The following is a 24,986-nucleotide window of genomic DNA, read 5'->3' as shown; positions in this document are numbered from 1 at the left end:
AAAATGTTAAATACCCCCGGAGGGGGGCATTTAACAAAATATTACAGCGTGCGCTTTACTTCTTCTTCTTCGTATGCTTCTACGATATCGCCGACGTGGATGTCGTTATAGTTTTTGATGGTGAGACCACATTCCATGCTTGACGGGACTTCCTTCACATCGTCTTTAAAGCGTTTGAGCGAAGCCAGTTCGGCAGTGGCGCCTTCTCCGACGGGATAGATCACGATGCCATCGCGAACGAGGCGGATCTTGGAGTTGCGGAAGATCTTGCCGTCGAGGACATAACAACCGGCGACGGTTGCCTTGTCGAACTTGAAGACGTTGCGGACCTCGACATTGGCCACGATCTTCTCCTGGATCTTCGGTTCCAGCATGCCTTCCATGGCGCTTTTCACTTCTTCGATCGCATTGTAAATGATCGAGTAGGTCTTGATCTCCACGCCTTCGTTCTCCGCGAGACGGGAGGCCTGCGAAGAAGGCCGGACGTTGAAGCCGACGATAACGGCATCGGAAGCGGTTGCCAGAAGGACGTCGCTCTCGGTGATGGCGCCCACGGCCTTGTGTACGACGCGGACGGCGATCTCTTCGGTGGACAGTTTTTGCAGCGAATCGCTAAGCGCTTCCACGGAGCCGTCCACGTCACCCTTGATGATGAGGTTAAGCTCTTTGAAGTTGCCGAGGGCGAGACGACGGCCGATCTCATCCAGCGTAATATGTTTCTTGGTGCGAATGCCTTGTTCGCGAAGGATCTGGGCGCGTTTGTTGGCGACTTCCTTGGCTTCGCTTTCATCTTCGTAGACCTTGAACTTCTCCCCTGCCTGCGGTGCTCCATTGAGACCCAGCAGCAGTACGGGGGTGGAAGGAGGCGCATCGTCGACGCGTTTGTTCCGTTCGTTGAACATGGCTTTTACGCGGCCGAAGTACTGACCGGAAACCACCAGGTCGCCGACCCGGAAGGTCCCGTTCTGAACCAGCACCGTGGCTACATAGCCGCGGCCCTTGTCGAGCGAGGCTTCGATCACGCTGCCGGAGGCTTCGCGCTCGGGGTTTGCCTTCAGGTCGAGCAGTTCGGCTTCGAGCCCGATCTTTTCGAGCAGCAGGTCGACGTTGAGGCCTTTCTTGGCGGAGATCTCCTGGGACTGATATTTACCACCCCAGTCTTCGACCAGGAGGTTCATACCCGCCAGTTGTTCCTTTATCTTCTCGGGGTTGGCCCCGTCCTTATCGATCTTGTTGATGGCAAACACCATTGGAAGGCCCGCAGCCTGTGCGTGCGAGATGGCTTCCTTTGTCTGCGGCATCACGGCGTCGTCCGCTGCTACCACGATAACGGCGACATCGGCTGCTTTGGCACCACGGGCACGCATAGCGGTAAACGCTTCGTGACCGGGAGTATCGAGGAAGGTGATCTTCTTTCCCGTAGTCGTGGTCACCTGGTAGGCGCCGATATGCTGGGTGATCCCACCCGCTTCACCTGCGACGACATTGGCGCTGCGGATATAGTCGAGCAGCGAGGTCTTACCATGGTCAACGTGACCCATGATCGTTACGACCGGCGAACGGGGAACCATCGTCTCCGGATCGTCGTCGTCTTCCTCCTCCTCCATTTCCGCCGCATCGTCGATACCGATGAACTCGACGGTATAACCGAACTCGCCGGCCACCAGTTCGATGACATCGGCTTCCAGCCGCTGGTTGATGGACACCATCATTCCCAGGCTCATACACTTGCCGATAACTTCGGCATAGCTTACATCCATCAGGTTGGCCAATTCGCTGACGCTGATGAATTCCGTCACCTGCAGGCGGCTATCCATCAGATCGTCGCCACCGGCCTGTTCCGCCATTTCTTCACGTTTGGCGCGGCGATATTTTGCCTTGAGGCTTTTTCCGCGGCCACCTGCGCCGGCCAGTTTGGCCTGGGTCTGCCGGATCTTTTCCTGTATCTCTTTCTTGTCGATCTCTTTTGCTTCACGCGGAGAATGACGGGGATCGGGCCGGCGATTGCCGCCACCCTGACCGCCGGCTGCGCGTCCGCCACCAGGATTACGCTGGATGGGGATGCGACTCTGACCCGGGGGACGGGGGTTTCCGCCGCCGGTGTGCTGGCCGCCGCCGCCATGATGGCCGGCACCATGCTGGCCACCGCCGCCATGAGGTCTTCCGCCACTACCCTGCTGGCCACCGCCCTGGTGATCTTTCTTTTCGATGGGAATACGCTTCCGCTTCCGTTTTTCCTCGGAAGGCTGCTTTGGCCGGGTATCGTTGTTGACGGGTAGTTCGATCTTTCCGAGGATCTTCGGACCTTCCAGCTTTTCTGCCTTGATATTTTCGATCACAGGAGGAGCTTCGTGGTCTTCGGTCCCGGCTTCACTCTCGTGGATCTCCGGTTCCGGCTCCTGCGCAACTGTTTCTTCCTGCGGTTCTTCTTTTGCGGCAACAGGCTCCACAACGGGAGGCTGCACCACCTGGGCGACCGGCTGCGGTTCGGCAACAGGTTCTTCCTGCACCGGTTCGGCGGCGACTTCCTTTTCCACGGCTTTTTTCACCGTTTTCTTGGGCCGCGTGGAGGAATCGATGGTCGAAAGGTCGATCTTGCTGATGACTTTCGGACCTTCCAGTTCCGGCGCCTCGATCTTAATGACCTCGGGCTCTTCCTGGACCGGCTCCACTACGGGGGGAGCGGCTACCACCACGGGCTTCTCTTCTACAACAACGGGTGGCGGAGCCTCTTCCTTCACCGCCTTTTTTATGACGGGAGTCTCCTTCGTCGTCTTGAACGGCGATTGCTGCGGCACCTGTTGTTGCTGCGCACTCTCTTCTTCTTTCTTCTTTTTAGCCTCAAGGCTGCCTTTGGGCAGGTCGATCTGATCGCTCTTCATCCGGGCGACTTTGTCACCCTGGAACTCCTGCTGCAGGGAGCGATACATCTCATCCGTCAATTTGGATGTAGGCTTCAGATCGTCTTTACTGAACCCTTTACCAACAAGGAAGTCCACCAGGGTATCTTTCCCGATGTTGAACTCCTTGGCGGCAGCCATTAAGCGTAATGTCTGTGTTTCTGCCATATTTGCCTCAAAAATAGACTATTTAACTGTTATCTATCCCTTCTCGAACTCTTCTTTCAGCACCCTTCTCACCTCATCGATCGTTTCCCTTTCGAGATCTGTTCTTCGTTCCAGTTCTTCGGAGGTGAGATCAAGGACGCTGCGGGCGGTATCGCAACCGATACGCTTGAGTTCGTCGATAACCCATGTTTCAATTTCATCGCTGAATTCTTCCAGATCGATATCGAATTCTTCCGGCTCGCCTTCGTTATCGCGGAATACGTCGATCGTATACCCGGTCAATTCCTGGGCCAATTTAATATTGACCCCCTTACGGCCGATGGCCAGGGAGACCTGATCCGGCTTCAGATAGACATTTGCGTGAAGCTTTTCGCCGTCCAGCTCCATATTCGTGATCCTGGAAGGCGTCAGCGAACGCTGGATCAGCAGCTGCACGTTTGCGGTCCAGTTGATGACATCGATGTTCTCGTTCTTCAATTCCCGGACGATGCCATGGATGCGGCTTCCCTTCATCCCTACACAGGCCCCGACCGGGTCTATCCGGTCGTCATACGACTCCACCGCGACTTTTGCCCTTTCGCCGGGCTCCCGGACGATCTTTTTGATCACGATCAGTCCGTCGAATATTTCGGGAACCTCGATCTCCAGCAGCTTGGACAGGAACAGGGGGCTGGTTCTGGACAGGATGATCACCGGAGAGTTGTTCTTCAGTTCAACCTTCTTTACCACGGCCCGGATGTTCTCCCCTTTCTTGAAGTAATCCTGGGGGATCTGTTCGGATTTGGGCAGGATCAGCTCGCTTCCGTCTTCGTCGAGCAGGAGGATCTCTTTCTTCCATACCTGGTAGACCTCAGCACTGACAATCTCCCCGATCCTTTCGTTGTATTTCTTTACAAGTACGTTCTTTTTCAGATCGCCGATACGGCTGGCCAGCGTTTGCTTGGCAGCCAGGATCGCCCGGCGGCCGAAATCGAGGATCTCGACTTCTTCGTACAGCTCTTCCCCAACCTCATAGTCGGGCTCGATCTTGGTCGCCTCGGTATAGGCAATTTCTGCAAGGGGATCATTCACCATCCCATCTTCGACGATGGTCCGGCGCCGCATGATCTCCAGGTCACCCTTTTCCGCATTCACAATTACGTCAAAATTCTCGTCGCTTCCGTATTTCTTCCGCAACAAAGTTTTGAACACGTCCTCAACCACCTTCATCATGGTGGGGCGATCGATATTTTCGGCTTCCTTGAAGTCCTGGAAGGCTTCAATCAAATTGATACTTGCCATAGTACTGATTTTAAAGCTCTAGAAAACTATTTGAATTTTTGTTGTTTTTATGTTATCGAATAAAAAAGTATGATTGATCACTTCTTTTTTCTTGTTCTTTCCCTTTACCTCCTCTATAATGATCCCATCCTCGCTCACTTCCAGCATCCTGCCTTCCTTTTTGGAACCATCCTGCAGTACCAGTTCCACCCGGCGGCCGATGTTCTTCTTATACTGCCGGAGCAGTTTTAGCGGCTCGTCGAGTCCCGGCGAGGAGACTTCCAGGGAAAAATCCCCGGACGGGAACAATCCGGACTCCTCCAGCTTCTTATACAGGGCACGGTTGTACTGAACACATTTTTCTATGGAAATGCCCTGATCGCCATCGATATACACTCTTACGTTGTTGGTTGGTTTGATCCGGATATCGACCAAAAAGTAGCCGGGATCCCCGGCCATAAGGGCCTGTATCATACCTTCCACCGCCTTGATTGTCTCATTGACCATCTCGAATCCTCCGACAAAAGAAGAAGGGAACGAGCCCGTTCCCTTCTTTTGCTTTTTAATCTGTCGCAAAAATACGGTAATTCGCAGCCTTTCCCCAAATATTTTTACTTTTAAGAAAAGAAGTGAATGAGTCAGCCCGATAATTTAGGATCGTTTTTCGCTGAGAATAAGACCCTGCTGAAGGAATATCTGGAAACCCGCCTGGAGATCTACCGGCTGCAAAGTCTTCGCCTTTTTGCCCGTTCGGCGGGATATTTTGCCTGGATCCTCCTTTCGCTGTTCCTGGCTTTTCTTTTTCTGCTTTTTGGGGGAATGATGACCGCGTTCTGGTTCTCCGAGCTTTTTCACAGCTATTTCAAAGGGTTTGGACTGGTCACCCTCATGATCCTGGTGGTTTTCGTCCTCCTTGCCGTTTTTCGGAAGGTTCTTTTCGTAAATCCTGTTATTCACAGCGTTATCCAAAAATCCAAAGAGGAGGAAGAAGATCATGTCTAAGCTTAGCAAGGCCGACCGCAGTATGGACGCCCTGGATCAGGAGATCAGGCGGCTTCGGGGAAAGGCAAAACAGCTCGAAGAAAAGATCGACGAAAATTTCAACTACTTTCAACAACATTCCGGGAGTATGTTTGTCCGGTCCCTCCTGCCCCGGAAGATCGACGGTGAGGAACAGCTTACAGGGCTGCGCCTGATAGACACCGTGCTCCAAAACGAACGGCTTCAGAACATCATCCTGAAGCTCGCCGACATCCTTGCCGAGAAACTTGGAGATGGTCTCAACTGGTTGACTACCAGAGTATTCAAAAAATAATAGCAGCCTTTAACAGCCTTTTACCGAACCTTTTCCTACCTTAGCGGGTAATATACAGGTAATATAGTTATGGCACTCTCCGAGATATTTTTATTTGCGATCGTCTTCTACCTGTTGTACCGTTTCGTGTTCAACTTCCTGGTCCCCGTTGCCCGTACGACCCGGCATGTGCGGCAGCAGTTCAGGAACATGAACGACATGCAGGAGACCATGCGGCAGCAGCAAGCCCGGGGCGAGAACCAGGGCCCGCCGCAGCAGGCTCAGTCCGCCTCCCGGCAGCGTTCCGACCAAAAGCCATCGGTTGGGGATTACATTGATTTTGAAGAGATCAAGGACTAGGGCTATGGACCTTCGGGTAATGGGTTCCGATCCATCTCCGGCCCATCCTACCACTGAAAATCCAGCAGACTTATTCCCGGGCGCAGATACAGCCCTTTCAATCCCGCCTGCTCGGCGCCTTCCACATTGATGATCGCGTCATCCACGAACAAGGTCTCCTGGCCGTTGAGCCCGTTTTCCCGCAGGATATACTCATAGGATGCCCGGTCGGGTTTTCGCATTCCCAGCAGATGGGAATAATAGGTCCTTTCGAAATAATCTTCAAGCGACCCCGAGCCAAACGTCCTGGTGTAGATAGCCTGCAGCGCAGCCAGATGAAGCGCGTTGGTATTACTAAACAAAAAGAGCCGGTAGCTTTGTGCGAGTTGCTTCAACAGCTGGATCCGTTCGACCGGAAAGTCCAGCAGCAGGGCATTCCAGCTGTCGATGACGGCCTGATCGGAAGCATTCAACCCGGCCGTCTCCCGGATTGCGTCGATGAATTGCCGGTCGGTGATCTTACCCACTTCATAGTCTTTGAAGAAGGAGGCGGCATGGCCATGGCCGAAATATTCCCGGATGTTCTTCAGCCCCAGCGCGACGAACGCATCCGTCGTACGCTGATTGTCCAAATTGATGATAACGCCGCCGAGGTCGAAAATGATGTTCTTTATACCCCGCATAGGTTCGAATGTTAGTTAGGAGCCACTGGATTCGTGTGCCAAATATACCCACGATGCGGGAATCCGGTACAAATATTCCACTATCGACCAGCTATCAGGGTGAACGGTATTTCCTTTACATTTTGCGAATCGCCACCGACAAAAAGCCGGAATTCACCGGGCTCATAAAGATATTCGAGTTTGTCATTATAGAACCGGAGCTTGTCCGCGTCGATGGTGAAGCTGAGGTCTTTTGATTCTCCCGCCTTCAGGAATACCTGCTCAAATCCTTTTAGCTCTTTTACAGGCCGCACGACGCTCCCCACCAGATCGCGCACATACCATTGTACCGTCTCGCGACCGTCGAATTTCCCCGTATTGGTGAGGGTGACCGTGGCCGTCAGTTTCCCGCCGGGCCGGAACGTCGCCGCGCTAAGCCGGAGCGCACTATATTCAAAATGGGTATAACTGAGGCCATAGCCGAAGGGATAACGGGGACCGTTGTGCAAATCGGTATACGCCGAAACGTAGTTCACATCGCTGTCATTCTTTGACGGGCGGCCTGTTGAAAAATGCGCGTAATAAACGGGGATCTGGCCTTCCGTCCGCGGAAAGCTGATCGGCAGTTTCCCCGAAGGGTTATAATCTCCGAAGAGGACGTCGGCGATGGCGTTGCCCGCTTTCGTACCCAGCCACCAGGTGTAAAGGATGGCGCCGGCATGTTCGGCCGTGTAGTTGAAGATCAGCGGCCGGCCCGCGCCGATAAGGACCACCACCGGTTTGCCGGTCGAACAGACCGCGCGGACCAGTTCTTCCTGGACGCCGGGCAAATGGATATTGCTGCGGCTCTTTGCTTCCCCGGTCATATCTCTTGCTTCACCGATATCCAGGATCACGACATCCGCCTGTTTGGCGGTTTCGATCGCTTCGGCAAAGCCGGCCCGTGATGTATCGGTTATGCCGCAACCCTTCGCATAAAGCAGGTGGGTTCCGGAACCCAGCTTTTTTTGGATCCCATCCCAGGTGGAGACGATGCGCGCGGAGTCGTCGGCCCAGTCGTAGGACCAGAAACCCAGATTCTCGCGAACCGACTTGACCAGCGGTCCGATAAGTGCGATGGTCCTTGTCTGTCGGGACAGGGGCAGCAGCTGGTTATCGTTCTTAAGCAGGACGATGCTTTTCTTCGCCATTTCCTGCTCTATTCGCAGGTTCTCCGGGTTGTTCCACTGCTGCTGTTCGCGTTGGACATTGCAAAATCGAAACGGGTCGTCAAACAGCCCGAGTTCAAATTTTTTTGTCAGGATGCGCCGCACGGCGTCGTCGATCAGCCCGATGCCGACCTTCCCTTCGCGGACCAGCGCGGCCATGTTGCCGATATAGCTCCGGCTTTCCATATCCATATCGCAGCCCGCCGTAACGGCTTCCAGTGCCGCTTCTTTGTTGTCCCTGGCGTATCCATGGTTGATCATCTCGCCCACACTGCCCCAGTCACTGACGACAAAACCCCGGAACTTCCATTTTCCTTTTAATACGTCCCGCTGGAGATAGGCATTACCGGTAGCCGGGATGCCGTTGAGGTCGTTGAAGGAGTTCATAAAAGTGGCCGCGCCCGCTTCTTCGGCGGCTTTGAAAGGCGGCAGATAGACTTCCCAAAGTGTCCGGAGGCTCATGTCCACGGAATTATAGTCCCGCCCGCCGATGGCGGCGCCATAAGCGGCAAAATGTTTGGCGCAGGCCATGACGGCATCGGTATCCCCCAGTTTCTTTCCCTGGAAGCCGAGGACCCGCGCCCTGGCGATACAGGACCCCAGATAGGGGTCTTCGCCGGCGCCTTCCATCACCCTCCCCCACCGGGGGTCCCGCGCGATATCGACCATGGGCGCAAAGGTCCAGTGGACACCGGCCGCCGCGCACTCACGCGCCGCAACGTGGGCGGAGCCTTCGATCGCGTCCAGGTCCCAGGATGCCGCTTCCGCCAGGGGGATGGGGAAGGTGGTCCGGTAACCATGGATAATATCCTGGCCGAAGAGCAGGGGGATCTTCAAACGGGAGCCCATGGCTATCTCCTGCAGTTGCCGGGTATGTTCCACCCCGGTGACGTTGAGCATCGAGCCCAGCCGGCCCCGGCGGATCTGATCCTGCTTGTCCCCATCTTTTGTGATGGGGCCGGTGGCTTCCCAGTCGCCGTTATACTGGTTCATCTGGCCGATCTTCTCGTCGAGGGTCATCAGCCGTATGACCGAGTCCACGCGCTGCGCGATGGTCTTTTTTTGGGCATGCGCGGAGCCGGCGAGCAGGGCAATAAAAAAGGGGGTGCAAATAAGTTTTCTCATACCTATATTATTTCGTCCAATTGATCTTCGCTGATTTGACGTCGCGGCTGTTTCCGCCGACCATGATCACAAAATCACCGGACTCCCAGTCGTATTTGAGATCGGCATTGTAAAATTTCAGGTCCGCCGGTGTGATGGCGAAGCTCACCTTCCGGGATTCGCCGGCCTTCAGATCGATCTTTTGAAATCCTTTCAGTTCACTCACCGGGCGGGTGATGCTGCCCACGAGATCGCGGATATACAGCTGCACCACTTCCTTTCCTTCCACCGGTCCGTCGTTTGTTACGGTGACCGTCGCCATAAGCGTCTGATTACCTTTCAGGCTGCTGTTGCTGACGCTCAGGTCGCCATAAGAGAAATGCGTATAGCTGAGGCCGTAACCAAAGGGGTAGACGGGGTCGTTGGAAACATCGAGATAATTGGAACGGAATTTCTGGAACCAGGGGCCTTCGAGTGGGCGGCCGGTATTCTTATGATTGTAATACAGCGGCACCTGGCCGACATTCTGCGGCCAGGTGGTCGTCAGCTTGCCCGAGGGGTTTACTTTGCCGAAAAGAACATCCGCGATGGCGTCACCGGCTTCGGAGCCGCCGAACCAGACGTTCAGGATGGCAGGCGTCGCGTCGTTCTCCCATTTGATGGCCAGGGGCCGGCCGGTGAACAGCACCAACACAACCGGTTTCCCGATGGCCAGCAACGCTTTCAGCAGGTCCTGCTGGGCCTGGGGAATGCTGATATTGCTGCGGCTGCTGGACTCGCCGGTCATCTCGGCCGATTCGCCCAGGGCGGCTACGACGACATCAGCCTGGTTGGCGGCGGCGACGGCATCCCGGATGATCTCCGCCGCAGGGCGATGGTCCCGGTGCATCGATTTGCCAAACATTCCCGCGCGTTCTTCGAAGAGGCTGTCGGCATCCAGGTTGGAACCCTGGGCATAAAGGACCTTCGTTCCGTCACCAGCCACATCTTTTAAACCCTGAAGCAGGGAGATGGATTTCTCAAAATCCGCGGCGACGCTCCAGGTCCCGGGCATATTCTCTTTGTTGTCGGCCAGCGGACCGACCAATGCGATGGTGCCGCCCTTCTTCAGGGGCAGGACATTCCCCTGGTTTTTCAGGAGAACAAAACAGTCGGCGGCAATCTGTCTTGCGGAGGACCGGTTTGCATCGGTGAAGATCTCCGTTGCGGCCCGGTGTTCGTCGCAATACTTGTACGGATCGCTGAACAGGCCCAGTTTATATTTTGCTTCGAGTATTCTTTTGCAGGCCTGGTCGATGTCGGCCTGGGTGATCTTGCCTTGCTGCAGGGATTTTTTCAGCGTCGTGAGAAACCCTTCGCTTACCATATCCATATCGATCCCCGCTTTCAGGGCAAGCGCAGAAACCGTTTGCAGATCGCCGAGGCCATGGGGGGTCAGTTCCATGATACCGGTATAGTCCGTGACGACAAAGCCCTTAAATCCCCAGCGTTTGCGCAGCACGTCGGTCATCAGCCATTTGTTGGCCGTGGCCGGCATTCCGTTGACATCGTTGAAGGAAGCCATCACACTACCGACACCGGCGTCGACCGCGGCCTGGTAGGGTGGCAGGTATTCGTTGAACATCCGAACGGGGCTCATATCCGTGGTATTATAATCACGGCCGGCTTCCGCGGCGCCATAGAGGGCATAATGCTTGACACAGGCCATGATATCCGATTTGCCGGACAGGTTGCCCTGGTATCCCCTGACCATGGCCTTTGCGATCTGCGAACCCAGATAGGGGTCTTCGCCATTGCCTTCGGCAATCCGGCCCCAGCGGGGGTCACGGGCAATGTCTACCATCGGTGAGAAAGTCCAGCAAATGCCATCCGCGCTGGCTTCGGCTGCCGCAATGCGGGCGCTTTTTTCGATCTCCCCCATATCCCAGCTACAGCTCAGCCCCAGAGGAATGGGAAATACTGTCTCATAGCCATGGATGACATCCATGCCGAAGATCAGCGGGATCTTCAGCCGGCTTTTCTCCACGGCGATCCGCTGTACATCCTTTATTTTGGCGACGGATTTGATATTGAACAAGCCGCCAACGAGACCCTGTTCGATCTTTTTGGCAATGTTGGAATTGCCGGCCTGACCTGTCGTAATATCTCCCGCGCCGGGAAGGTTGAGCTGGCCGATCTTCTCGTCGAGCGTCATCTTGCCCATCAGGGTCGTGACAAATGCATTCATCTTTGCATCCGTGGCAACCTGAGCCCGCGTGGTGGCGGCGAAAAGGAGACAGACAATAATGATCTTTGCTGCTTTCATATTTGAATGGTCGTTTAGTTGACTTTTAATACTGCGGTCCGCGGCGAGATCCCGTTCTCGCTGACCGCCTCTATCGAAAAATAATAGGGTTTTTGGCTGTCCATGACCTTGAACCAATATTCATTGGCATTGTAGATCAGGATGCTGTTGTACAATTTATCAGGCGCGGTCCCATAATAAAGATTGTAGGCATAGGCATCGTTGGCCGGCCGCCATTTGATCCAGGCATTGCGCTTATCTTTCTCGGTTCGCAACACGATCAGATCCTTTACGGTATCCGGTTTCGCGCCGCCGCCGTTGCCAAAGACCCGCAGGCCGCTGATGGCGAATTTCCCTGAGGGCATGTGCCGGTTCTCCATTTTTATGAAGCGGGTGCGCACCGGCTGGGGCAGTTCGATATAATCATGGGGGACATCCGTCCGGTTCCTGCTTTTGTCGACGAGCACGGTCCATTTCTTCCCGTCCTCAGAGGCATAAAGGACATACTGATGATAGATATCCGTTTGTTTTCCGAGGAAGACGGCATCCTGATCGGCATAGTTGATCTGGATGGCGTTGACGGTAGACAGCTTTCCGAGATCGGTCTGTATCCATTCCCCGGGATTGCCGGTAGCGGCGCTCCAGTAGGTTTTGATACTTTCGTCGACGGCCTGGTTGGCACCATAGTCACCAAGGGTGCTGGAGACCTGCACCGGCTTGTTGTAATTGAGCAGCATCCAGCCCGTAAATTCTCCGCCCGGGAGATAATGCGGATAGTCGCCATAGCTGGTATTACAATACATCACATCATCCTTGTCAAAGCCTGCCGGCCAGATCCCGATGCGGCGCTCGAAATTATTCTTTACCGCGATGGTGATCGTGCTGACATGCCAGTACTTTCCCTGCAAATCCTTGAAAGTGGCGCCGTGGCCGGCTCCGCGGGCGAAGCCCCCCGCCTTTAAGGAAAGCGGGTCGGATTGCGGGGTCCACCGGTTACCGAGCGGCTGATCGCCAACCACCACGCCATCCGCATAGCCGCTGAACTCCGTGCCAGGAGCGCCGTACTGGAGATAATATTTACCGTTATGTTTCGTCATCCATGACCCTTCGATAAAAGGATCGAGAAAGGTGTTGTCATAATATTCGCCAAACCGCTGCCAGCCATAGCGCCAATCCTCCAGTTTATAGGTCTCCTGGCGGGTGCCGATAGGCCGGAACGTAGCGCGGTCCAACTCGATGCTGTACAGCGGAAACGCGTTGCTGCTGCCGTTGTACATGTAGAACCGGCCGTCGTCGTCGGTGAAAAAAGCCGGGTCCCAGCCGCCGATCCCGAAGGAGTCGACCAGCGGTTTCCACTGGTTGCCTTTCGGGTCGGTGCTCATCCAGATGGTGAAATTGCGGGTATAGGTCGATCCGAAGACGATCATCGTATCGCCCAGGATGCCGACGGCCGGTGCACAAAGCTCATCATAACCGCTGTTCCAGGGACGGAGGAATTTCCGGGAGGTGAAATGCCAGTCGAGCATATCATGACTCCACCAGTAGCCCCACTGGTTGGTGCTGAAAAGATAGTAGTCCCCTTTGTAGGTGACGATCACCGGGTCGGCCGTCGCCCGGTGGTGGCCCCATTCGCTGAAATTGGGGATGGGGGTGTAGCCGTAGTCGAGATTTATCGGGTTACAATAGGTGTGTTGCTGGCCGACTGCCGTTCCGGCGACAATTATACAGCAAAAGAGAAAGAGGGTTTTCATCATACTACGGGCCATTTAAAAGTGGATTGCAATTGTATCTTTTGTCCATTCCTGCCGGAAGTCCTTGCCGCTTCGATTATTTCCAAAACATGCAGGGCATGTTCCGCCGCGATAAGGGGTTCGGTGCCATTTACCATGGATTCCGCAATGACGGATGCGCCCTGTTGCCATACATAGGTTCCCGGGTCTTCGACATATCGCACGGGGGTCTCAGCATCGGTTGTCGCCAGATCGACGCCAAAAGGCGCCCAGTCGTAGCCGACCAATCCCATATTCCCTTTGGTTCCCCAAACCGAGATCGTGTGACTCTGCTGGCCTTTTCCTTCATGACCATAAGGATCGAAATAATTAAAGCCGCATTGCACATGGGAAATGACCCCGTCGCCATGCTCCATCAGCACCATGGCGTTGTCTTCGGCCTCCACCTTTATTTTACCCTTGTTATCGACGGTGCGTTCGGGGGTTACGATGCTGGTCATCGCCATGACCTGGCGCGCAGGCCCCAGCAGGCCGGTAAGCGTTGCAAGGTTATAGACGCCGAGATCGGGTAAACTACCGCCGCCTTTTTCATAAAAAAACGCCGACCAGCCGGGTCCTAAGTGGCCGTAGTGTGCATGGGCGCTGGAAATTTTTCCCAGTTTCCCTTCCCTGATCGCTTTTGACATAAACGCAAACTGCGGGCTGTTCACAACGGCCGGGGCTCCCCAGATGCGCAGGTGTTTCTGTTGCGCCAGGTCCAATAGTTCTCTGCCTTCCCGATAGGTATTTGCCAATGGCTTTTCGCTCCACACGTTACGCCCGGCCAGCAAAGCCTGCTTATTAAGCCGGCCGTGTTCCTGCATGTCGGTGAGGGTCAGCATCAAGTCGAACTGGGGTCCGGCCAGAAAGGGATCGATATGTGGAAAGCTTGCGGGGATATTGAATTCCTTTGCCCGGTGCTGGGCGCGCTCATAAATGATATCACAACAGCTTACCACTTCAACAAAGGTGGATTTGGAAAGATGGGGCAGGTATTGGCCGGATACGCTTCCGCAGCCAATAATACCTACCTTGATCTTCTTTTGTCCGGTGGACAGCGCAAAGCCTTCCAACGACGAAAGTAAAAAGGCAGCGCCCGCCATGGCGGTTCGTTGCAGGAAATCCTGACGTGACATGGTTTGCATAATAAAAGATTTAGGTGGCGTGCATTTTATTCTTAGGCGATAGTGCCCGGTCCAGGCTCCATTTGCCCGGGCCGATGAAAAAGAAATCCCATTGCGTATACTCTTTCATTTTCACAGGATCGAATACCTCCAGTCCGTGATAGATCAGGAAACAGCCGGTAATAATTCTTATCAGCCCAAGGCCTTCGTACTGCCAGATAGGTTCGGCGGAGAGTATTTTTTTCATACTATCAGGATTTACTTCAACGCTTCGTCTTTTTCTTTATCCAGGAACCCGGCCGACTCGTTTACGCCGCTGGTTTCCCATTCCATCAGGGCTTCATCCGGTACAACGCTGACGGGCGTGGTGTGCGAGCCGTTGGGTTCGTTATAGCCGATATTCTGCTGCCGGTTGTAGCAGGAGATGAGGGACCATCTCGCCGTATCCGAGAGGTTTGCTGCACTCCGATGCAGCAGGTTGCTGTGGAAGAAGAGGGCATCCCCGGGTTCCAGTTCTACATATACCAGCGGCATGGTCTTCAGCGCCAGATCGACATAATGTTGCGCCGCGCCGACCTGTTCCCCCGCAAAGCCATGCTCGATACGGCCCATCTTATGCGAACCCGCTATCACCTGTAAACAGCCATTCTCTTTGGTTGCCTTTGTGATCGCCACCATGATGGAGAGCATCTCATCGGGAAAGAGGAATTCGTTCTTATACCAGTAGCCATAATCCTGGTGCCACTCCCAGGCGCCGCCCACTTTTGGCTCTTTTTGCATCAGCTTGCTGTGAAAATGGCAAATGGCTGAATCGCCGTCAAGCAGCGTACCCGCGGTCTCGATCATCCGTTTGCTCCGGGTGAGCAGACCATAAGCATCGTCTCCGGGATTATACCAGAGAGTGAGCTTTGTTTTCTTGCCGGTCTGATCGTTGAGATCGAAGGCATGCTTCCGCAAGAGGTCGTCGCCGGTTGCAATGGCATATAGTTTCTCAATTTCAGCGGGCGTCAGGAAATTTCTGACGATCAGATAGCCGTCCCGTTGATAACCGGCCTGTTGTTGCTGGGTTAATTGAAACTGTTTCATATGATTACCATTTAATGATCAATTGCTCTTTTGAAATGCCGGCGGTAAGCTCCCGGGACCGGATCTTTGGCTGAGCGTCACGCAACGCCCGGAATGTAGCAGGATCGTAAAGATCCTCCATCTCTTCCAACCCATCGAGCATCCGGGTGGAGTTCGGCCGGGACCCGGCCACGGCCGGAAACCCGTGCAGGATGACCCGGACCTGGTTAAAGCGGGAAGGAAAATCTCCCTCCCGGGCGCCGAAGACGATCTGCCGGCCGGCCGGATCGAATTCGATGGTTCGCCGGCAAAAATGTCCCTGCCGATAGTCAAAGGTAGCACCATCATCTTCATAATACGTGAACCTGTTCTTTTCCCGGCCATAGAAAATATGCACCTGCAGGGTATCGGTGGGCTTTTGCTTCGTGGATTGAACGAGGCTTTGCATGGGAATGATCGCCGAGGCTTTTACAAACAGCGGCAGCCGGTAGATAGGATACTCCGCGCGGGTCTCGTTGTTTCCGGTGAGCAGACTGTCCGAGTACAGATCATACCACTCGCCATGGGGCAGATAGACCTTTTTCTCTTTCTCCATACTGGTAAGCGGCGCAACCAGCAGCGCATCGCCAAACAGGAACTCATATTGGTACACCGGATCGAACACCTGCGGATCGAAGGGATTGTCGATACAAAGACTCCGGGCTACCGGAATACCGGTCTGTGCGGTCTCATAAAATTTGGAATAAAGGTAGGGCATGAGCCGGTAACGAAACCCGATATAGGTGCGGGAGATGGCCTCGGCCTCTTCGCCATAAGCCCAGGGCTCGGAAGCGTTGGAAAAAAATTCGCGATGGTTGCGGACAAAGGGGGAGAACACGCCCACCTCCACCCAGCGTTTGTAGAGGTCTTTATTCCCGTCGCCGATATATCCCCCCAGATCCGGGCCGACAAACGGAACACCCGATAAACCTAATTGCGTGTTTAGCAACACTCCGCCCAGCAGGTATTCGTCTTTCGCCTGGTTATCCCCGCTCCACATTGCGGAATAGCGCTGGATGCCGGCGAAGGCGGACCGGGTGAGCACAAAGGGACGGCGTCCTTCTCCATACTTCAGCGCCGATTCATAGCTGCTGCGGGCCATCTGCATCCCGTAGACATTTTTTCCTTCGAGGGCATTCACCTTGTGTCCGTCGAAATCGAATACCAGGTTATCCGGGAGGTAGCTGCCGGCCACCGCAGGTTCGTTCATATCGTTCCAATAGCCGTGGATGCCGTTGTCGGGCAGGAATTTCAGGTGGTCGATCCACCAGGTGCGGGCTTTGGGGTCGGTGAAATCCACATAGTGGTTGAGACTGGGCGCCATCTCGGAGACAAAAGGGCGGCCGTCGGCGTATTTCAGAAATACATCCTTTTTGAGGCCGTCGGCATTGGCGGGATAGGTGCTGTCCAGTTTTATCCCCGGGTTGACGGAGGCCGTCAGCTCGATATCCATTTTCTTTAGCTGAGCCGCCAGCCCGGGCATGTCGGGAAAGCGCCGGGTATTGATCCGAAAAGGCTCGTAATCCTGCAGATAGTCCGCATCCAGGACGATACAGTCGATCGGGATCTGTTTTTTACGAAAGGTCTCCGCTATCCACAGCACATTGGATTGCGGATAATAGCTGCAGCGGGACTGGTGATAGCCAAGACTCCACAGGGGAGGCAGCGGCATCCGGCCCGTCAGCGAGGTATACTGTGTGAGGATATCGCCGACTCCGCCGCCGTAAAAAAAGAAATAATCGGCATCCCCGCCATCCGCGTTTATCGATGCGAAATCCGGGGTGGAGAGCCCGAAGTTGAAAAAGCTGCGATACGTGTTGTGAAAGAACAGGCCATACACCTGGTGATGATGGATGCCGATGAAAAACGGGATGCTGCTATACATGGGAAGCCGCGGATCGCCATATTTGTAGTTGTCTGTATTGCTGAGCGTGACACCCGTACCCCGTTTGTCCAGGTTGCCGAGGCATTCTCCGAGCCCGACAAAGCGTTCGCCCGGCTGAAGCTTTTTGTAGACGCTCACCTTATCCCCGATGAAGGTCGTGGCGAGACCTGCGCCGGCCATATCTTCGTTGATCACCTCGCCGTTCTTATCGCTGAAACTAACCCGGAAGAAGGGTGCTTTGTCGATGCTGACCGTCAGCAGCGGGGTGACGAGCAGGATGCGGCCGGCTTTTTCCTGCACCGTTACGGCCGGGTTTGTCGCGGGTTGTGTGGATACGAGGGCATAGGAGAAGTCGTTCCATTGCCGTTGCTTCGATACCCTGACCCGAATGATCCCATCGCCCCAGGCGCGGACTTCGAAGCGGGCATCGGCCGTCCTGCCGGTTATGCCGCCGGGGATCGAGGTATACGAGACGATGCGCCCGATGCTTTGCACCTGGGCTACCACCGGACCGGTGATGAATAATAACAAACAATATAGGAACCTGTTCATCTTATTTTATTCCTGGCGACTGGAATCCCAGGCGTTTCAGTCCATTCTGCACATCCGGTATCTGCATGAAAAGGTCCCAGATGAGCCGGGTGCGGTAATTCTCGATCATAACGACGATGGGTCCCTGGTCGATGGCCAGATGCGTTTTTGCGTACCAGTTGTGCGATTCGCTAAACCCGTCGGCAAACCCATAAGGCCCCCAGATCTTGCCGCCCAGATCATAGTAAAAATGCTTCAGGGCCTGCATGCTGTATTCCGGGGTGTAAGGGAAAGAAGAAAGCGCCGCGGTGGGCTGGATCACCCCGCGGTCGTCCTGCGGACAATGGGCAACGTAGCCTTTCCAGCTATCCCCGGCGGTAAGTCCCCAGCAGTCGGCGCCATAGCCTTTGAATTTTTTCGGGTTGTCGATACAATACGCCCGATTGATCAGGGTATGATTGCGGGTCTGTTCGGCATAGTCGATCCCCTGGTCGTCCTTTAACCCGTTGGGGTCGATCCCCATAAAGGTATATTGCTCGAAGAACAGTGGTCCGCCATAATCGAAATTTCCCAGCGGAAGTTTGATCCCATAATATTCCTTGCCATTGCGCCAGGATGCGCTGCGAACCCAGGAGTTCAGGTACAGTTCCTTCGAGATAGGATGCGTGGGCGACGCCGCGGACATCACATAAGTGATCAGGGCCTCGTCCCACCCGAATACCGGGAAGTTCATGTCGAAGTCGTTATCCGGGCTCCAGTGCCAGTAGAGCGTCTTATCGTCACCCTTGCTATGCCAGTTCCAGTCGGCAACCGACCACATCGCCGTGATGCGGTTGCGGAAATATTTTTCGAGCGGTGCAGTCCCGTTGAAATATTGGCGGGCGCAAAGCAGACCCATCATCAGATAGGAGGTCTCGACGATGTCCGCACCGTCGTCCAGCCGCCCGAAGGGAATGGTCTTGCCGGTGGCGCCGTTCATAAAATGTGGGTAGATGCCATGGTAACAATCCGCCTTTGTCAGGAAGTCGACGATCTTTACCAGTCGCCTCAGGGCGGTATCCCTGCCGATCCAATGCCGCTGTACGGCCACGATGGTCGAAAGAACTCCCATCCCCGTACCGCCGATGGCGCAGGCCTCGGGGCCGAAAGTATGTTTGCTGAAATTCGGTTCGCCGTCTGCTTCGTTTATATAATCCCAATAATATTCCGCTTTGACGGTATTATCCCGCTCGCGGGCGAGACCGCTGATCGGATGGGCGAAGTCCCAGAAAAAACGGAAGGTTTGGCGTTGTACGACGTCCAGCAGCGCGGAATCGGACAATCCTTTGATAATACCTACGGGCGCGATAGTGGTCTGACTCCGGGCAACCAACCCGGTGCTGCAAAAAAGAGCAATAGCAATAAGTGTGTGTCTCATATATTCTATTTGATCCAGGGACTTTGAAAACCCAGTTTTTTTAATCCGCCCTGCACTTCCGGACAGCTCATAAACAGCCGCCAGAGAAGACCGCTGCGATAATTCTCGATCATCGCGACGATGGGGCCTTCATCAATGGCCAGATAAGAGGCCGCATACCAGTCTTTTGTTTCGTTGAATGCATCTACAAATCCATATTTGCTCCAGATCCTGTCGCCAAGATCATCGTAAAAATGCCGCAACGCCTTCATGGATTTATCCGGTGCATAGGGGAAGGCCGACAATGCAGCGGTAGGCGTGATCGTTCCCCAATCGTTCGTCGGAGAAAAGGCATTATAGCCGTCATAGGTGTCGCTGGCCGTCAGCCCCCAGCAGTTCGTTCCATACCCCTTGAATTTTTTCGGATTGTCGACGCAGTAGGCGTAGTTGATCAGGGTGTGGTTCTGGTTCTGTTCCCAGTAGTCGGCGTATTCGTCTTTCAAGCCATGTGGGTCGAGCCCGAGAAAGGAATACTGGGAGAAGAACAGCGGTCCGCCATAGTCAAATCCCAACGGCAGTTTGTAGCCATAGAAGGTCTTCCCGTTTTTGAAGAAATCGCTTTGCGCCCAGCCGCGGTGATAGACCGCGGGGGACACCGGGTAATGGGTGCCCGAGGCTGCCAGAACATACATGATCAGGCATTCGTTAAAGCCGCGGACGGGGAAGTTCATCGCCCAGCCGTTGTTGGGGCTCCAATGCCAATAGAGCACTTCCTGTCCGTCGCGGGTGAACCAATTCCATTCGATGTCGCTCCACATCCAGTTTATCCGATCGCGAAGGCTTCGTTCGACCCGGTTGTCTCCGTTGAAATATTGCCGGGCGCAGAGCAGCCCCTGGAAGAGATAGGACGTCTCTACGAGGTCGGCGCCATCATCCTTGCGGCTAAAAGGGATCGTCTTGCCCGTGGTCCCGTCCATCCAGTGCGGGAAGACCCCGTGATAAGAGTTAGCCTTCAGCAGGAAGTTGGTCATTTTCAAAAGAAATTTCGCCGCCGTGTCCCGGCCGACGTATTTCCTTTCCGTTGCGGCGATGATGGCCATCACGCCAAAGCCGGTGCCGCCCGTGGTCACGACCTCTTCGCCATAGTCATAGGTGCGATTGCTGCGTTCTCTCGCCATCCCGCTGACCGGATGGGCGAAGTCCCAGAAGTAACGAAAGGTTTGTCTTTCGGTGAGATCGAGCAGGGCGCTGTCGCCGAGATTCTTCGGCCGGCTGGACTGGGCGCCGGCGGTGACGGCGCAAAGGACGATCAATATAAGAAAAGGTGTTCTCATTTCTTTGGATATGCAAGATGAAAGAAAAGCAGGCTGTCGTTGTTCCTGGCGGCGACCAGAGTTTGCCCGTTTCTCGCCGAATGCAGCCATTTCCAGTCGCGGATCTCCCCGCGGGCATCGGGAAGAACAGGACCCGGGTAAAACTCTTTTTTGGTGCGGTCGAACCCGAAGAGGGTCGGCATCAATGCGTCATATCTTCCCTCATAGGGAATGGTTCCATAAAAATTCCCGCCGGCTATAAAGGTCCCGGGATCGCCGGCATCCATCGGCGCGAAGGAGAAGATGGGCGCCATCTGGAGCTCCTTCGGCAGATCGATCCGCCTGAACCCCCCCTTGCCGTCATTGAGAAAGCAGGAGGAACTAAGCGTCTCGGCTTTGAGCTCTACCGGGTTCTTGAACAAATCATAGAACATATACTGCACGGTCTTTCCCGCCACTTCGCCGTAGGTGAGGTAGGCTTTCTTCAGGACGGGAATGGCCTGTTCCAGTTCATCTTTCGGCAGAAAGGGATATTCCTTCCCGTCGATGGTATAGCAGAGCACCTGTTCGATGCGGCCATTGAAATCGAAGTCCTTTACATAGAGTTTCACCGGGCCGTTCTTGCCTGCCCAGAGCTTTGAATTCTGACCCCAGTTGCCTGCGAGCAGGTCGGGATAGCCATCCCCATTGACATCCGTGGCATAAACCGATTGCCAGATACCCGTTGAATTAGGGATCTCGCCCGCCGTGAACCGGCCATGGTCGTTCATAAAGATCTTTACCCCCATCCATTCACCCGTCACGACCAGGTCGAGCCAGCCATCCTTGTTGAGATCGGTGAACGTGGCGGCGGTGACGATTCCCAGCTGGGTAAGGTCGATCGTTTTTAGGTCCGCATAGGTGAAATTGCCCTTGCCGTCATTGAGATACAAATAGGATTGCATGGGCAGGCCAAATTTCTGCTGATCGGCGAGCAGGCCGACGAAGACATCCATGTCGCCGTCATGATCGACATCCGCCACGGTGATACAGGACTTGGTCCACAGGTGCTGCGGCAGGAGGGTCGGCGACAGTTTAAAATGCCCTTTGCCATCGTTGAGATACAGCCGGTCGGTATTGGCAAAGCCGTTGGCCGGCATCTCATTTCCACCTCCTACCACCCATAGGTCAACATAGCCGTCGCCGTTGGCATCGAAAAAAGCCGCATCCACATCTTCGCAGAGTGCGTAGTGATTGAATAAAGAGGTATCCGTCCGGGCAAAGCTTCCGTCGGGCTGCTGGATCATCAGTGCGCTGGCCTGGCCTTTCGCCCCACAGACAAAAAAATCGTCCAGGCCGTCATGGTTCACATCGGCGACGGCCATCTTTGGCCCCCGCGTACTCTCTTTGTGGGGAATGAGTCGTTGATAGGAGAAGTCGTTAAAATCGTTTTCTACATGTTTCCAGTCGCATTTAATCTCGTCCGCCGTGAGGGGTAGTTCTTTCGGTGCAAAAAACGCATTATACCGGAAGCTGTCAGCGGCATTTCTCTGGAGTACCGTCAGGGGCTTGTTGACGGGAACGTTCTTTATCACCTGATATCGCTGATTGGGCCACACGATGAGCACGCTGTCGATCCGTGTACAGGTATCCAGGCCGAAATGCAACCGTGGTTCCACCGAAGATTGAAAGCCCCGGGTCAGCATCAGTTGCTCATACTGCATTTTCCCGTTGGCGAATACCCAGGCCTTGGTGCCGATGCCAAATGTATTAAGCCCGTCCCCCTTGCAGTCGATGGTCAGGAAATTCTTCTTTTTGGCATTGTTCTTATAAATAAATGCGTTCGCGTTGAGGGAATTGACGATGAGGTCGAGGTTGCCGTCATTGTCCAGGTCGGCATAGGCTGCCCCATTGTAAAATCCTTTTTTATCGCTGACGCCCCAATCTTTTCCTACATCCTGAAAGTCACCCTTCCCGTCACCTTTGTACAAATAGCAATAGGAGCTTCCCTCGGGCATTTTCTCAACCGTCATTTCGTCGTAATCGGCGGAGGCGTTGCGGTTCACCTTTGCCGACAGGTCGGAGACAAACCTAACATAGTCCAGGTCGACCGGCCGCTTTACGATGCCGCTCGAGATAAAGAGGTCCTTATTTCCATCGTTGTCGAAATCGGCAAACAAGGGGCTCCAGCTCCAGTCTGTCGCCGACACCCCGGCCATCAGGGCGATATCGCTAAAGGTTTTGCCGCTGCCGTTATTCTGTTGCAGACAGTTCCGGGACACCTGGTTCTGATAGCCGTTTCGAATGATCTTTAAATTATAGATGTCGGCGTGTTCGTCGCTGCCGTATGTCTTCAGGGTCTTTTCATCGGGCGGGAGCATATCCACCGTAACGATATCCGGCTGGCCGTCGTTATTATAATCCGCGATATCGTTGCCCATGCTAAACCGGGAATAGTGCCCGAAATGCTTTGCCCCGCTTTCGGTAAAGCTGCCGTTCCCGTTGTTGATATAATAGTAGTCGTTCTCGTGGAAATCGTTGCCGATGTAAATATCATCCCAGCCGTCGTTGTTCAGATCGGCTATGGAAATACCCAGACCATAACAGAGGCTGCTTTGATAGATACCGGCCTGCGCGGATACATCGGTAAATTTACCGGTCGTTGCGATATCGTTCCGGTAAAGCCGGCCCCCGGCATTGGGATCGAATTTCCGCCGGTTGGCCGTGTCCACGATATTCTGATAAGGGTGATGCGATTGGTTTAAAACGAAGCAGTCCAGGTCACCGTCATGATCATAGTCGAAGAAAACCGCCTGAGTGGACCAGGCCGCCAGGGCAAGGCCGTATTTCTCCGCGCTTTCGGTGAAAGTGCCATCGCCGTTGTTGATAAAAAGCTCATTGCGGCCGTGGAGATCGTGCTCGCCCTGGACAGCGCAAACATAGATGTCGAGAAGGCCGTCGCCGTTGACGTCCGCCATGGTCGCGCCGGTACACCAGTCCGCGCTTCCGGCGACGCCAGCTTTTTGGGTGATATCCTCGAATTGGAAGTTGCCTTTGTTCAGGTACAGTTTGTTGCCGCCCTTGCTGTTGGCCGTAAAATAGATATCGGGGAGACCGTCGTGGTTAATGTCACCAACGGCTACGCCTCCGCCATTGTAGTAATACAGGTAGTAGAGAATGCCGAAGGCCTTCCTGGGCTTAAGATCATTTCGGAACTCGATTTGGGTCTGGGACGAGGAGAGGCGCTGGAAGGTGGTTTGGGGTTGGGTGCAGGCGCTCAAAAGGACGATACCCGCGAATGGTATGAATTTATCGAATCTCATTTCCGCCGTGTTTTATTCAAGAAAGCCTTTGTGGCATCCGGATAGATGCTGATGAAATGCGAACGCATCGTTGCCGCGGTCGGGATATTCTGGCCCTGCAGGAGGACCATGATCGATCTCGACCGTTCTTCGGGCATGTGGCAATCGATGCAATTGGTTTTTATCGCCGGGCCGACCCTGTCTTTTGCCTTGCAAAAGGTGCCATGCTGTTCATTGTGACAGGTCATACAGCGCTGGGAGAACAGCTGCGTTTTTCCCGTTTCGTTCTCGTGCGGGCTATGACAGCTGAGGCAGGTCATCTGGCTCATGGCAAAACATTTGCTCGAGGCCAGTTTCCCATATTGGTTGCCGTGTACGTCCAGGTCGGCTGCACTTTTTGCGGTGGTGTCCAGCGCAAAGAAGTTTGCGAGCCGGTCGCCGGCCTGAAAGGTGAAGGAAGGTTTTGACTTTGAAAGCCGCCCGCCATGACAGAGCCGGCAAAGGTCGAGACTCTGTGCCCGGCTGAAGTTCCGGGGGTTGATGATAAACCGGGCGGTTTTTTCCGTTGGGTTCGCTTGATGAAAGGCTACGTGCCTGGCTGCGGGTCCGTGGCATTTCTCGCAATCCACGCCATAGACGATCTGCGTGTGGGAAAAGTCTTCCGGTTCGGCGCCGGCGGCGGAGGTGACCCGGAAATACGTGCTGTGGCATTCCAGGCAGCGGGAGGTTGCCGGCCGCCGGAAGATGACGCGGTTCGAAAAGCCGGGACTATTCGTCCACTGATGCAGTTCGGTAAAATAGGTCAGCGGCAATTGCAATAGTTTATCATGGTACCAATACAAAAAGGTTTGTCCGCGTTTGCCGGAGCCGACGGTGATGTTCAGCGGCGCACGGTTCTGTTCGGCTCCGTTGACATACTCCACCTGGTAGGTAAGGCTGTCGCGTTTTTCGACTGCAAGATAAACACTGGGATTAAAATAGAAGCTGTTTTGAGGGGGCGTGGTACTGCCGAGGATATTGCTCGAATCCGCGTGCCGGGTGGTGAGATAATGAGCGGTCTTGAGATGGTTTTGGTAGATGTCCCGATGGCAGCCGGCGCAAGCCGCCGATCCGGCGAATTCTTTGTAGTGATCTTCGGTGACCTGGCTTTCGGGTGCTTTTGGCTGATGCTGCTCGTTTTCGACGCAGGTCACGAAGAGACAGGCGGAAGCCAGCAAACCCGCGATGATCAACGTGCTGTATCGGATCTTTTTCAGCATATGAGAGGTATCGGAAAAATAAACCTTCACCTGTACAGGGTGAAGGTTTATTCTTTTTATCCGAAAGGGATATTAGTAGTTGGGGTTTTGTTTCAGCACGCCGTT

The 24,986-nt window shown here is 54.5% G+C and carries 18 protein-coding genes; 3 read left to right on the top strand and 15 right to left on the bottom strand.

All coding sequences use genetic code 11. The features are described 5' to 3' along the window. Positions 1 to 41: 41 nt before the first annotated feature. From infB to rimP, 3 genes are read right to left on the bottom strand one after another with little or no spacing between them, the layout of a single operon-like run. A complete protein-coding gene (infB, locus tag VGM48_RS15855; RefSeq protein WP_331580822.1) occupies positions 42 to 3,041 on the bottom strand; it encodes a translation initiation factor IF-2 in 3,000 nt (999 codons plus the stop codon). 60 nt (positions 3,042 to 3,101) lie between these two features. Then, a complete protein-coding gene (nusA, locus tag VGM48_RS15850) occupies positions 3,102 to 4,349 on the bottom strand; it encodes a transcription termination factor NusA (protein WP_331580820.1) in 1,248 nt (415 codons plus the stop codon). A gap of 18 nt (positions 4,350 to 4,367) precedes the next feature. Continuing rightward, positions 4,368 to 4,904: a ribosome maturation factor gene (gene rimP / locus VGM48_RS15845; RefSeq protein ID WP_331580818.1), complete on the bottom strand. Its 537-nt coding sequence runs from the start codon at positions 4,902 to 4,904 to the stop codon at positions 4,368 to 4,370. 57 nt (positions 4,905 to 4,961) lie between these two features. Between rimP and VGM48_RS15840 the strand changes: the two genes are divergently transcribed. The 3 genes from VGM48_RS15840 to VGM48_RS15830 all read left to right on the top strand — a co-directional run bounded on the left by VGM48_RS15840 (position 4,962) and on the right by VGM48_RS15830 (position 5,982). After that, on the top strand, positions 4,962 to 5,330 hold the full coding sequence (locus VGM48_RS15840) for a hypothetical protein (RefSeq protein WP_331580816.1): 369 nt from the start codon (positions 4,962 to 4,964) through the stop codon (positions 5,328 to 5,330). After that, entirely contained in the window at positions 5,323 to 5,643 is a 321-nt protein-coding gene (locus VGM48_RS15835) for a hypothetical protein (protein ID WP_331580814.1), read from the top strand. The genes VGM48_RS15840 and VGM48_RS15835 overlap by 8 nt, the downstream gene beginning before the upstream one ends. Before the next feature lie 69 nt (positions 5,644 to 5,712). Beyond that, positions 5,713 to 5,982, top strand: a complete 270-nt coding sequence (locus tag VGM48_RS15830; protein WP_331580812.1) for a DUF4834 family protein — start codon at positions 5,713 to 5,715, stop codon at positions 5,980 to 5,982. A gap of 47 nt (positions 5,983 to 6,029) precedes the next feature. Here the strand turns inward: VGM48_RS15830 and VGM48_RS15825 are convergent, their stop codons facing one another. From VGM48_RS15825 to VGM48_RS15770, 12 genes are all read right to left on the bottom strand, one after another. Next, positions 6,030 to 6,644, bottom strand: a complete 615-nt coding sequence (locus VGM48_RS15825) for an HAD family phosphatase (RefSeq protein ID WP_331580810.1) — start codon at positions 6,642 to 6,644, stop codon at positions 6,030 to 6,032. An 80-nt stretch (positions 6,645 to 6,724) separates the two neighbouring features. Further along, positions 6,725 to 8,956: a beta-glucosidase BglX gene (bglX, locus tag VGM48_RS15820; protein ID WP_331580808.1), complete on the bottom strand. Its 2,232-nt coding sequence runs from the start codon at positions 8,954 to 8,956 to the stop codon at positions 6,725 to 6,727. Positions 8,957 to 8,963: 7 nt separating this feature from the next. Further along, positions 8,964 to 11,240, bottom strand: coding sequence for a beta-glucosidase BglX (bglX, locus tag VGM48_RS15815; RefSeq protein ID WP_331580805.1), 2,277 nt, complete (start codon positions 11,238 to 11,240; stop codon positions 8,964 to 8,966). A gap of 14 nt (positions 11,241 to 11,254) precedes the next feature. Next, the gene (locus VGM48_RS15810) at positions 11,255 to 12,973 is read right to left on the bottom strand and encodes a discoidin domain-containing protein (protein ID WP_331580803.1); all 1,719 of its coding nucleotides are present in this window, start codon (positions 12,971 to 12,973) and stop codon (positions 11,255 to 11,257) included. Next, positions 12,970 to 14,133: a Gfo/Idh/MocA family oxidoreductase gene (locus VGM48_RS15805; RefSeq protein ID WP_331580801.1), complete on the bottom strand. Its 1,164-nt coding sequence runs from the start codon at positions 14,131 to 14,133 to the stop codon at positions 12,970 to 12,972. Before VGM48_RS15805 ends, VGM48_RS15810 begins: the two co-directional genes overlap by 4 nt. Positions 14,134 to 14,143: 10 nt before the next feature. After that, positions 14,144 to 14,359: a hypothetical protein gene (locus VGM48_RS15800; RefSeq protein ID WP_331580799.1), complete on the bottom strand. Its 216-nt coding sequence runs from the start codon at positions 14,357 to 14,359 to the stop codon at positions 14,144 to 14,146. 11 nt (positions 14,360 to 14,370) lie between these two features. Then, positions 14,371 to 15,198 (bottom strand): phytanoyl-CoA dioxygenase family protein, encoded by an 828-nt coding sequence (locus VGM48_RS15795; RefSeq protein ID WP_331580797.1) that lies wholly within the window; start codon positions 15,196 to 15,198, stop codon positions 14,371 to 14,373. Between the two features lie 4 nt (positions 15,199 to 15,202). Next, positions 15,203 to 17,653 carry a glycoside hydrolase family 31 protein gene (locus tag VGM48_RS15790; RefSeq protein ID WP_331580795.1) on the bottom strand — a complete coding sequence of 817 codons (2,451 nt, stop codon included), beginning with the start codon at positions 17,651 to 17,653 and terminating at the stop codon, positions 15,203 to 15,205. A 1-nt stretch (position 17,654) separates the two neighbouring features. After that, on the bottom strand, positions 17,655 to 19,049 hold the full coding sequence (locus tag VGM48_RS15785; protein WP_331580793.1) for a glucoamylase family protein: 1,395 nt from the start codon (positions 19,047 to 19,049) through the stop codon (positions 17,655 to 17,657). Between the two features lie 5 nt (positions 19,050 to 19,054). Beyond that, positions 19,055 to 20,362: a glucoamylase family protein gene (locus VGM48_RS15780; RefSeq protein WP_331580791.1), complete on the bottom strand. Its 1,308-nt coding sequence runs from the start codon at positions 20,360 to 20,362 to the stop codon at positions 19,055 to 19,057. After that, on the bottom strand, positions 20,359 to 23,643 hold the full coding sequence (locus VGM48_RS15775) for a VCBS repeat-containing protein (protein ID WP_331580789.1): 3,285 nt from the start codon (positions 23,641 to 23,643) through the stop codon (positions 20,359 to 20,361). Before VGM48_RS15775 ends, VGM48_RS15780 begins: the two co-directional genes overlap by 4 nt. Continuing rightward, a complete protein-coding gene (locus tag VGM48_RS15770) occupies positions 23,640 to 24,881 on the bottom strand; it encodes a multiheme c-type cytochrome (protein ID WP_331580787.1) in 1,242 nt (413 codons plus the stop codon). The genes VGM48_RS15775 and VGM48_RS15770 overlap by 4 nt, the downstream gene beginning before the upstream one ends. Between the last annotated feature and the right edge of the window lie 105 nt (positions 24,882 to 24,986).

Origin of the sequence: Puia sp. (assembly GCF_036500295.1) — a bacterium.
Lineage (GTDB): Bacteria > Bacteroidota > Bacteroidia > Chitinophagales > Chitinophagaceae > Puia.
Note: the sequence above shows the minus strand (reverse complement) of the source record. Positions and strands in the feature narration are given on the sequence as shown.